Below are 10,011 nucleotides of genomic sequence, written 5' to 3'. Positions count from 1 at the left end.
GCGAGTTCCTGGACGTGATTTCGCCACAGTACATCGGCGACCTGATCAGCTGGGGTGCGATTGGCGCGCGCACCACCGAAAGCCAGGTGCATCGCGAGCTGGCCTCCGGCATCTCGGCCCCCATCGGCTTCAAGAACGGCACGGACGGCAACATCCGCATCGCCACCGACGCCATCCAGTCGGCCAGCCGAGGCCACCACTTCCTGTCGGTGCACAAGAACGGCCAGGTCGCCATCGTGAACACCAAGGGCAACAAGGACTGCCATGTGATTTTGCGCGGCGGCAAGACGCCCAACTACGACGCTGCCAGTGTGGCCGCGGCTTGCAAAGACCTCGAAGCTGCCAAGTTGCCCGCCACATTGATGGTGGACTGCAGCCATGCCAACAGCAGCAAGCAGCACGAAAAGCAGCTGGACGTGGCCCGCGATGTGGCGGCCCAGGTGGCGGGCGGTTCGCGCAGCGTCTTCGGCCTGATGATTGAAAGCCACCTGACGGCAGGCGCCCAGAAGTTCACACCCGGCAAGGACGACCCTTCGGCACTCGAATACGGCAAGAGCATCACCGACGCCTGCCTGGGCTGGGACGCTTCGCTGCAGGCGCTGGCCGAGCTGTCGGACTCCGTCAAGGCGCGTCGCGCCCGCTGATCGTCAGACCTGTCGCAAGATCTAAACTTGGGCCTATCGCTGCACACCGCGTGCAGCTGCTGGCCCGAGTCTCCGCAAAAACGCAGAAAGGCGATCCATCATGCACAGCGAAGTGTCGGTCAAACTGGCCGCGAATCAGGAATACCGTTTTGATCTGGAGGGTGCCGAGCCCATGGCCCACGAGGTGGGTCGGCGCTGGCTCGACGACCAGTTCATCGCGCTGGACTGCGAGCCCTTGCGCGCCAGCGGCAAGGTGCTGCTGGCCGACAAGGTGCTGACCGTGGCACGCGCAGCCGGTGCGGCGCTGATGCAGGACCCAGTGTGGTCCCGCGACTTTGCGCGCGCCTCCAGTGCCGCGCTGGCCAAGCCTATCGTGCGCGTGGACGTGCCGGGCATGGCAGTCACATTTTGACCACCATTTGCTAGAAATCGGCTGCTAGCGCTAGTGGAATATGTGCTGGCAGCTATTATTTTTGTAGTGCTTGCAGCAGTTTGGCGTGGATGCCGCCAAAACCGCCATTGCTCATGCACACCACATGGTCGCCCGGGCGCGCGGCCTGGGTGACCAGGGCCACCAGCGTATCGATGTCCGGGGCCGTCTGGGCGCGCTGTCCGGGGCCTACGCCCAGTGGTGCCAGAGCCTGCGCGGCATCCCAGTCCAGCCCAGCCGTGTGGCAAAAGGCCAGGTCGGCCGGCTCCAGGGCCCAGGGCAATTGGCTTTTCATCGCGCCCAGTTTCATGGTGTTGCTGCGGGGCTCGAACACAGTGAGGATGCGGGCACCCGGGCCCAGGGTGCGGCGCAAGCCGTCCAGGGTGGTACGCAATGCGGTGGGATGGTGGGCAAAGTCGTCGTACACGGCCACGCCGCCCACTGTGCCGCGTAGCTCCATGCGCCGCTTGACGTTCTGAAAACTGCCCAACGCGGCTGCCGCCTGCTCGGGCGCCACGCCCACATGGTGGGCCGCTGCCATGGCTGCCAACGCATTGAGCTGGTTGTGCACGCCGGTCAGCGACCATTCCACACGCGCGACGGTTTGCCCTTGGTGCACCACATCAAAAGCCTGCGGGTCACCCACGGCGTGAAAGTCGCTGACTGCGGCACCAAAGCTCGTCACTTCGCTCCAGCAGCCGGTGTGCAGCACACGTGCCAGGCTTTCTTCCAGCCCATTGACCACCACGCGCCCCGACGGCGGCACGGTGCGCACCAGATGGTGGAATTGGCGTTCGATGGCCGCCAGGTCGTCAAAGATGTCCGCGTGGTCGAACTCCAGATTGTTCAACACAGCCGTACGGGGCCGGTAGTGCACGAATTTGCTGCGTTTGTCGAAAAAGGCGGTGTCGTATTCGTCGGCCTCGATCACGAACAGCGGCGCGGCCCCGAGCGGCGCGGCGGCGGGGGCAGGGCGCTGTGCAGCGCCCAGGCGTGCGGACACGCCAAAGTTCAGCGGCACGCCGCCGATCAGAAAGCCCGGTTGCTGCCCGGAAGACTCCAGAATCCACGCCAGCATCGATGTGGTGGTGGTCTTGCCATGGGTCCCAGCCACGGCAAGCACATGGCGGCCTTGCAACACGTGCTCGGCCAGCCATTGGGGCCCGCTGGTGTAGGGCAGTCCGGCGTCCAGAATGGCTTCCATCAGCGGAAACTTGGGGGAGCCATCGGCCAGCCTGGCGCGGCTCACGACGTTGCCCACCACAAACATGTCGGGCTGGAGCGCGAGCTGGTCGGCGCCGAAGCCTTCGATCAGGTCGATGCCCAACGCGCGGAGCTGGTCGCTCATGGGGGGATAGACCCCGGCGTCGCAGCCGGTCACTTTGTGGCCCGCCTCGCGCGCAAGGGCCGCCAAGCCTCCCATGAACGTGCCGCAGATGCCCAGTATGTGTATATGCATGGGCGCTGATTCTAAAGCCGGGGTTCCGCGCACTGTTCAAAGCAAAAGTGGCAGCTGGCGCCTGTTCCATCTGCCTGAGTTGCTCTCAAAACAATAGTCTTTCGGGGCAGCAGTTGTTGGGGTTGCCAGGGGTGTCTGAGGGGCATCGCCCGTGCTGTCATCGCTTCGCGCCACAATGCAGGGTCCTTAGTTGCCTCTGTCTGCCATGCACACACCTTTGAGCGAAGAAATCGCCCACACCACGGCCCGCCTGGTGGTGGAAGAAGGGTTGGAATGGGGCCCCGCCAAGCGCCGTGCGCTGCGGCAGATGGGTTTGCCGGCCCGTACCCCGCTGCCAGACAACGACTTGGTGGAAGAGGCTGTGCGCGAGTACATCCAGCTCTTCTGTGCTGACACCCAGCCGCGCGAGCTGCGGGCACTGCGCCAGCTGGCCCTGGTGTGGATGGAGCGCATGGCGGCKTTCCGSCCGCATCTGGCGGGTGCGGTGTGGCACGGAACGGCCACACGTCTGTCGGATATTTACCTGCAGTTGTTCTGCGATGACCCCAAATCGGCAGAGATCGCTCTGATCGATCATCATGTGGACTACGAACCCCGCACGGTCACTGGCTTCCACGGTGAATCGGTAGAGGCATTGAGTCTTGGCAGCAAATCGCCCGAACTCAACGAAATGATCGGCGTGCACCTGCTGATTTACGATCTTGACGACCTGCGGGGTGCGCTCCGGCCCGACAGCAAGGGCCGAACCCCGCGTGGTGACATCACGGCAGTGCGCTGCTTGCTTCAAGAAAACACGACCCCATGACCCAGCCTGCTGAATCCCCCGAACCTGTGACTCCTGGCGACGTCGCGCCCAACGCCGCTCGCAGGCGCTTTTTGTATGCCGGGGTGGCAGGTGCCGCCGCTTTGGGGGGCACGGGCCTGGCATGGTGGAAGTTTCAGCCCCACTCCGTGGAGCAAGGGGTCGAGCAGGCGCTGTGGGACCTGGAGTTTGAAACACCTGCCGGGAGTACCTTGGCCATGAAGTCATTGGCAGGCAAGCCGTTGCTGCTCAATTTCTGGGCCACCTGGTGCCCGCCTTGTGTGGAAGAGCTGCCTATGCTCAACGCCTTCTATCGCGAACAATCTGCCAAAGGCTGGCAAGTGCTGGGTTTGGCCATTGACCAGCCGTCAGCGGTACGCAAGTTTCTGACGCGTATCCCGCTGGATTTCCCTGTGGGACTGGCGGGGCTGGGTGGCACGGATCTGGGCCGGACGCTGGGCAACCTGACGGGAGGCCTGCCTTTCACCGTGGTCCTTGGTGGGGAGGGGAAGGTGCTGCATCGTAAAATGGGGCAAGTGACCACCCAGGACTTGCAGCTTTGGGCGGGTATGGGCTGAGGGTTCGCGTCGAAAAGCAGCCGCCTTTCAGGCTTTCCGGGTGCGTCTTTCTCTCTGAGAGATGGCAATTCCCATGCCGAAGTTCATGAAAAATGGGTGTGGAAGACTGCGATAGGGTGAAATTGGAGTAAATTCGCGCCCTATTCAGTTTTATAGCCGTTGGAGCTTCCATGGATCTGCGAAAACTCAAAACCCTCATCGATCTCGTGTCCGAGTCGAACGTGTCCGAACTCGAAATTACCGAGGCCGAGGGCAAAGTCCGCATCGTCAAGAGCGGTGGTGCCGTGGTTCAGCAGTATGTGCCCGCCCCGGTTGCAGCTCCTGCCGCTGCGCCTGCTGCCGCGCCTGTGGCGGAATTGCCCGCGCCCCCTGCGGCCGCCGCACCCACCGGCCACATCGTCAAGTCGCCCATGGTGGGCACCTTCTACCGCTCGTCCAGCCCTGGCGCCAAGGCTTTTGTCGAGGTGGGCAGCCAGGTCAAGGAAGGCGAGACCATCTGCATCATCGAGGCCATGAAGATCCTCAACGAGATCGAAGCCGACAAGTCGGGCACCGTCACCCGCATCCTGGGCGAGAACGGCCAAGCCGTGGAATACGGACAGCCGCTGTTCGTCATCGAATAAGGCGCTCATGTTCAAGAAGATTCTTGTTGCGAATCGCGGAGAGATTGCTCTCCGTATCCAGCGCGCTTGCCATGAGCTGGGCGTGAAGGCCGTCATGGTCTATTCCGAGGCCGACCGCGACGCCAAGTATGTCAAGCTGGCCGAAGAGGCCGTCTGCATCGGCCCAGCGCCTTCGCCGCTGTCCTACCTCAACATGCCCGCCATCATCTCGGCGGCCGAAGTGACCGACGCCGAGGCCATTCACCCCGGCTATGGTTTCCTGTCCGAGAACGCCGACTTTGCCGAGCGCGTGGAAAAGAGTGGCTTTCAGTTCATCGGCCCCACGCCCGAGTCGATCCGCATCATGGGCGACAAGGTGTCCGCCAAGCAGGCCATGATCCGTGCAGGCGTGCCCTGCGTGCCGGGTTCTGAGGGCGAGTTGCCCGACGATCCGGTGCAGATCCGCCGCATCGCCAAGGCAGTGGGCTACCCGGTGATCATCAAGGCCGCAGGCGGCGGCGGTGGCCGTGGCATGCGCGTGGTCCACACCGAGGCCGCACTGGTCAATGCCGTGCAGATGACCAAGGCCGAGGCGGGTGCCGCGTTTGGCAATCCTGCGGTGTACATGGAGAAGTTCCTCCAGAACCCACGCCACATCGAAATCCAGATCCTGGCCGACAAGCACCGCAATGCGGTGTATTTGGGCGAGCGCGACTGCTCCATGCAGCGCCGCCACCAGAAGGTGATCGAAGAGGCGCCAGCTCCAGGCATTCCTCGCAAGCTGATCGAGAAGATCGGCGAGCGTTGCGTCGCTGCCTGCAAGAAGATCGGCTACCGGGGCGCGGGCACGTTTGAGTTCCTGTATGAGAACGGCGAGTTCTACTTCATCGAGATGAACACCCGCGTGCAGGTGGAACACCCCGTGACCGAGTGGATCACGGGCGTGGACATCGTGAAAACGCAGATCATGGTGGCGGCGGGCGAAAAGCTGCCTTTCACCCAGCGCCAGATCGAAATCCGTGGCCATGCCATCGAGTGCCGGGTGAACGCGGAAGACCCGTACAAGTTCATTCCTTCGCCTGGGCGCATTACCACCTGGCATCCACCAGGTGGCCCTGGCGTGCGCGTGGACTCGCATGCCTACACCAACTACTTCGTGCCACCCAACTACGACTCGATGATCGGCAAGATCATCGTGCACGGCGACACGCGCGAGCAGGCGCTGGCCCGCATGCGCACTGCCCTGTCCGAGACGGTGATCGAAGGCATCAACACCAATGTGCCGCTGCACCGCGAGCTGATGGTGGACGCCAAGTTCATGGCGGGCGGCACCAACATCCACTACCTGGAAGAGTGGCTGTCGCAGCACAAACGCTGAGCTGGCACGCAGCAGGTCATTCACATGCTGGCTCCTGGCAACGGGTGCCAGCATTTCACTTTTTCTGAGAGATGCCTATGTTTGAGCTGAGTCTGATGTGCCCCGAGGACCGGATTGAAGCGGTCAGCGATGCGCTGGACGCGCTGGACGCGCTGTCCGTGTCGGTAGAAGACGCCGATGCCCAGACCGACGCTGAACAGGCGCTGTTTGGCGAGCCTGGCATGCCTCCGCCCAAGGATGGCTGGCAACGCAGCCGCGTGGTGGCCTTGTTCCCCTCCGAGGTGGCGGCCCGTGAAGCGCAGCAATTGCTGGTGGTGCAGGACTTTTTTGTGGGCTGCCAGGTGCTGGGTGTCACCCCGGTGCCCGAGCAGGACTGGRTGCGGCTGACGCAGTCGCAATTTGCGCCGGTGGACATCACCCCGGATTTCTGGATCGTGCCTACCTGGCATGAGTTGCCCGCCCAGGCAGTACGGAGCATCCGCCTGGACCCCGGCTTGGCGTTTGGCACSGGCACCCAYCCCACCACGCGCATGTGCCTGCGCTGGATTGCGCGCCATGGCGCAACGCAACCTGAGCAAGGCAACCTGCTGGGGCGGGTGCTGGACTACGGATGTGGCTCCGGCATCCTCGCCATCGGTGCCGCCAAGTTCGGTGCCACGGACATTGATGCGGTGGATATCGACCCGGCTGCCGTGGAGTCCACGGTGCAAAACGCCCAGGCCAATCAGGTCACGCTGAAAGCGGGCCTGCCCGACAAGGCGCAAGGCGAATACCAGACCGTGCTGGCCAATATCCTGGCCACTCCGTTGCGTGTATTGGCCCCACTGCTGTGCAGCTATGTGGCTGTGGGTGGGAATCTGGTTTTGGCAGGCATTCTGGAGCGCCAGGCGGATGAGCTCAAGGAGGCCTACGCGCCCTGGCTGCCGCTGGAAGTGGCGGATGCCGAAGACGGCTGGATCTTGATGACTGCGCGCCGCTGAAGGTGCGCGGGCGCCGTTCTGGCAGCCGTGGCATGGCCTCTACAATCGCTCGCTGATGAGCCAGATCACCCGCTGCCCGTCCTGCGCCACCACCTTCAAGGTTGTGGCGGACCAATTGCGCATCTCTGAAGGATGGGTGCGCTGCGGCCAATGCAAGGAGGTATTCGATGCCTCGGCCCATTTGCTGCCTGTGGCACCGGCTGCGCTGCTGCCCGATGTATCGCTCACGGACCTGCGCGCGCCCACTGCGCCCATAGCGCGCAAGCCGGATGCACTGGGAGCCTGGGGGGGAGGCAAGTCGCCCACCGTTCCCCCGCCTGCCCCACAGGATGTTGTCAAGGTAGACGCTCCCACCATCCGCAGTGCTTCAGATGTCGCCACCGAGGTCGCTGCCACCCTCGCCGGTGACGCGCATCCGTACGGCATGGTCAGTGATGCACCTGCTGCTCCGGTGCTCGATATTCCCAGCCCTGCGGTACCTGCTTTTCTTACTGCCGGGGCTCGCACGGAAGTCTCGTCGGATGTCTTGGGCAAGGAGGTCGCCGCGCCGTTTGCATGGAGAGCCCACAGTGCATCGCGGACTGCGACAGCGGTGGAGGCTGGGGCATCGCCATCCGTCACAGCGCCTGCTGATGCTCCAGAGCCGGTGGTGATACCGGACACGGCGCTCCGCTTGGATGGTCTCTCCCCTGCCGTTCATGTGGCCAGGCAAGAGCATTCCGCCGTCACGATGCCATCCGACGTGGCGCAGGATGTCGCTGATGGACGCGGCAGTTTGTTTGGTGGAGCTGTGCCACCGGTTCCTGCGTCCCCCAGCCTGGCAGGCTATGAACTGCCGTTTGCCGAACTTCGCGATTCCGAGGTAGCGCTGAACGCAACCATGGATGTGGATGCCACAGAGCAGCGCGCGAGTCACTCGGCAGAGCTTGCACAGCCTCCGGTAGCGCCTGTTGCTCTCGCTCCGTCATCCGATACCGGTGCTGGACTTTCAGGCGATGCTCAGAAATCTGAGCCTGCGTCGCCCGTTGCTGTGCCCACCCCGCCTGCGCCCGCGTTGCCTTCTGTGGACTTTGTGTCGAAGGATGTTGCGCCAGAGGCTCCGGCGATGGAGTTGGTGAAGGACGATTCGCATGCCGCCATCCTGCAGGCGCGCCCCAGACCCGCTGTTGACGACGACGACGATGAGGCCGACAACCAGGCGTCAGACCCCGAGGTCAGCTTTGTGGTGGCTGCGCGCCGCAAGGCGTTTTGGCGCAAGCCGGTCGTGCGGATGGTTTTGTGGCTGGGGTTCATCGTCTCCTTGCTGGGGCTGGCTTTGCAGATTGCGGTGCAGGAGCGTGACCGCATTGCAGCCCTGGATGTGCGTACCCGGCCCTGGTTGGTGAAACTGTGCGAGCCCTTGCGCTGCGAACTTGCCCCTGTGCGCCAGATTGCCGATGTGGTCATCGACAGTTCTTCTTTCAACAAAGCCCGGGGTGACAGTTACCAGCTAGCGCTGACGATGAAGAGCACCGCCACCATTCCACTGGCCATGCCTGCGGTGGAGCTGACCCTGACCGATGCGCAGGATCAGGCCGTATTGCGGCGGGTTCTGCTGCCTACCGACATGGCGGCTCCAGCGGAGCTGCCCGCGAAAGGTGAGTGGGGCACCTCGGTGTCGGTGCTCGTGACCACCGGCGGTGCGCGCGTGGCGGGCTACCGGCTGCTTGCGTTCTATCCCTGATTTTTCACCCAACAACTTACCGAGTTTCACTATCTATGGCTGCCCTCATTTGTGGTTCCCTGGCGTTCGACACCATCATGACTTTCGAGGGGCGTTTTGCGGAGCAGATCCTGCCGGATCAGCTCCATATCCTGAATGTGTCCTTCCTTGTCCCGTCGTTGCGCCGCGACTTCGGGGGGTGTGCTGGCAACATTGCTTACAGCCTCAAGCTGCTCGGTGGGGAGCCGTTGCCCATGGCCATGTTGGGCAGTGACGGTGCTGACTATCTGCAGCGACTGCAGTCGCTGGGTATCAGCGCCCGATACGTCGGGCAGGTGCAGGACACCTACACCGCGCAGGCGATGATCATGACGGACCGTGACAACAACCAGATCACGGCTTTCCATCCTGGCGCCATGATGCAGGCCCATGCCAATCGAATTGGTGCAGACAACAGTGTCAGCGTGGGGATCATCGCGCCGGACGGGCGTGACGCGATGTTGGAGCATGCGGCCCAGTTCGTGGCGGCGGGTATCCCGTTTGTGTTCGATCCAGGTCAGGGCTTGCCCATGTTCAATGGGCAGGAGTTGGCGCAGTTCATCGACCAGGCCACCTGGGTCACCGTCAATGACTATGAGGGGAAGATGCTCTGCGACCGCACCGGCTGGTCTTTGGCCGATATCTCCCGCAAGGTGCAGGGACTGGTGGTGACGCTGGGCGCAGAGGGCTGCGAGGTCTGGGTGGATGGTGAAAAAACCCATGTACCCTCTGTGGCGCCTGCAGCGGTGGTGGACCCCACGGGTTGCGGCGATGCCTGGCGCGGCGCGCTGCTGTTTGGTCTGGAAAAGGGCTGGTCCCTCGTGTGTTGTGCGGAGCTGGGCAACCGGGTTGGCGCTCTCAAGATCGCGCAACGTGGCCCACAGAACTACACGCTGGATTTCGATCCGTTGGGTTAATCCTCCGAGCCAGTGTCGTCTGCGTTGCGCTGCCCAGTGCTGTACAACGCAGCTTGCTTGCCAGGTAGCTCTTGGGAGTGCCCAGACCTGCATGCAGACGAAAAAAAACCCGGTGCGTTTGCACCGGGTTGAGCGCGTGGCGCGCCAGGATCAGGGCTTGTTGCCCGTAGGGAAAGGCCAGGCTGCCTGAGGGTTCAGCGTGGTTTGTGCTGCCGGGGCAGCGGCAGCAGGGGCAGGCGCCTTGGGGGCCTTCTTGGCCGGGGCAGCTTTCTTTGCGGGGGCTGCCTTGGCAGGTGCTGCGGCCTTCTTGGCTACTGCGGCCTTCTTGGCGGGAGCGGCTTTCTTTGCCGGTGCTGCTGCCTTCTTGGCGGGWGCAGCCTTCTTCGCAGCTACGGCCTTCTTGGCGGGAGCGGCTTTCTTTGCCGGTGCTGCTGCCTTCTTGGCGGGAGCAGCCTTCTTCGCAGCTACRGCCTTCTTGGC

10 protein-coding genes and 1 pseudogene are annotated in these 10,011 nt (G+C 63.3%); 9 read left to right on the top strand and 2 right to left on the bottom strand.

What is annotated here, in order from left to right; all coding sequences use genetic code 11:
• Nucleotides 1-644 (top strand): 3-deoxy-7-phosphoheptulonate synthase (locus tag AC04MI_RS20635; RefSeq protein WP_476498569.1); only part of this gene is annotated, 644 nt, incomplete at its 5' end.
• Between the two features lie 100 nt (nt 645-744).
• Nucleotides 745-1,056: a hypothetical protein gene (locus AC04MI_RS20630; RefSeq protein WP_056746913.1), complete on the top strand. Its 312-nt coding sequence runs from the start codon at nt 745-747 to the stop codon at nt 1,054-1,056.
• Between the two features lie 55 nt (nt 1,057-1,111).
• Here the strand turns inward: AC04MI_RS20630 and mpl are convergent, their stop codons facing one another.
• Entirely contained in the window at nt 1,112-2,533 is a 1,422-nt protein-coding gene (gene mpl / locus AC04MI_RS20625; RefSeq protein ID WP_436077606.1) for a UDP-N-acetylmuramate:L-alanyl-gamma-D-glutamyl-meso-diaminopimelate ligase, read from the bottom strand.
• Nucleotides 2,534-2,738: 205 nt separating this feature from the next.
• On the opposite strand from mpl, the gene AC04MI_RS20620 reads away from it, so the two are divergent.
• The 7 genes from AC04MI_RS20620 (at nt 2,739) to AC04MI_RS20590 (ending at nt 9,531) form a co-directional block, all read left to right on the top strand.
• Nucleotides 2,739-3,338 (top strand): hypothetical protein, encoded by a 600-nt coding sequence (locus tag AC04MI_RS20620; protein ID WP_436077607.1) that lies wholly within the window; start codon nt 2,739-2,741, stop codon nt 3,336-3,338.
• On the top strand, nt 3,335-3,913 hold the full coding sequence (locus AC04MI_RS20615; protein WP_436077608.1) for a TlpA family protein disulfide reductase: 579 nt from the start codon (nt 3,335-3,337) through the stop codon (nt 3,911-3,913). Before AC04MI_RS20620 ends, AC04MI_RS20615 begins: the two co-directional genes overlap by 4 nt.
• Nucleotides 3,914-4,083: 170 nt before the next feature.
• On the top strand, nt 4,084-4,536 hold the full coding sequence (gene accB / locus AC04MI_RS20610; protein WP_056066347.1) for an acetyl-CoA carboxylase biotin carboxyl carrier protein: 453 nt from the start codon (nt 4,084-4,086) through the stop codon (nt 4,534-4,536).
• Nucleotides 4,537-4,543: 7 nt separating this feature from the next.
• A complete protein-coding gene (gene accC, locus AC04MI_RS20605) occupies nt 4,544-5,893 on the top strand; it encodes an acetyl-CoA carboxylase biotin carboxylase subunit (RefSeq protein WP_056066345.1) in 1,350 nt (449 codons plus the stop codon).
• A gap of 77 nt (nt 5,894-5,970) precedes the next feature.
• Nucleotides 5,971-6,873 carry a 50S ribosomal protein L11 methyltransferase gene (gene prmA, locus AC04MI_RS20600; protein ID WP_476498568.1) on the top strand — a complete coding sequence of 301 codons (903 nt, stop codon included), beginning with the start codon at nt 5,971-5,973 and terminating at the stop codon, nt 6,871-6,873.
• A 55-nt stretch (nt 6,874-6,928) separates the two neighbouring features.
• On the top strand, nt 6,929-8,596 hold the full coding sequence (locus AC04MI_RS20595; RefSeq protein WP_436077609.1) for a DUF3426 domain-containing protein: 1,668 nt from the start codon (nt 6,929-6,931) through the stop codon (nt 8,594-8,596).
• A 35-nt stretch (nt 8,597-8,631) separates the two neighbouring features.
• Nucleotides 8,632-9,531, top strand: a complete 900-nt coding sequence (locus AC04MI_RS20590) for a carbohydrate kinase family protein (protein ID WP_260668448.1) — start codon at nt 8,632-8,634, stop codon at nt 9,529-9,531.
• 150 nt (nt 9,532-9,681) lie between these two features.
• Here AC04MI_RS20590 and AC04MI_RS20585 read toward each other — a convergent pair.
• A pseudogene (locus tag AC04MI_RS20585) lies at nt 9,682-10,011 on the bottom strand (histone); the annotation flags it as partial.

It is taken from the genome of Acidovorax sp. LjRoot204 (genome assembly GCF_056175785.1).
The sequence above is the reverse complement of the archived record's forward strand: the minus strand, read 5'-3'. Positions and strand labels throughout refer to the sequence as shown.